The sequence below is a fragment of the Veillonella sp. ZSJB6 genome (assembly GCF_051549505.1).
Lineage (GTDB): Bacteria > Bacillota > Negativicutes > Veillonellales > Veillonellaceae > Veillonella.
Genome location: NZ_JBPUGE010000112.1, coordinates 1 through 254, shown reverse-complemented (window position 1 = coordinate 254; position 254 = coordinate 1). Strand labels below are relative to the sequence as shown.

Here is a 254-nt window from a genome sequence, read left to right as displayed (position 1 = left end):
AGGCAAGCCATCGGCGTCATGCTGTTTGAACACATGCTTGAAAATACGGGTGGCAAGTCCTAGTCCTTGTCGGTCCTCGTCCGTCATGACTGTCCCAATCTGATACGCCTCGCGAGCGGTTCCGTCCGTCATCAGTGTCATTCGGCTCATCCCGACGTTCGAGATGATATTCCGATAGGACGTCAACGAATAGCAACGATAGCGCTCGGTCCATTCACCGGCCCGATACCAGGCCCGAAAATCGATGCCGAACA

The 254-nt window shown here is 54.7% G+C and carries 1 protein-coding gene; it reads right to left on the bottom strand.

The genetic code is table 11. The features are described 5' to 3' along the window. Positions 1-254 (bottom strand): hypothetical protein (locus ACSV5T_RS10100; protein WP_438321046.1); only part of this gene is annotated, 254 nt, incomplete at both ends.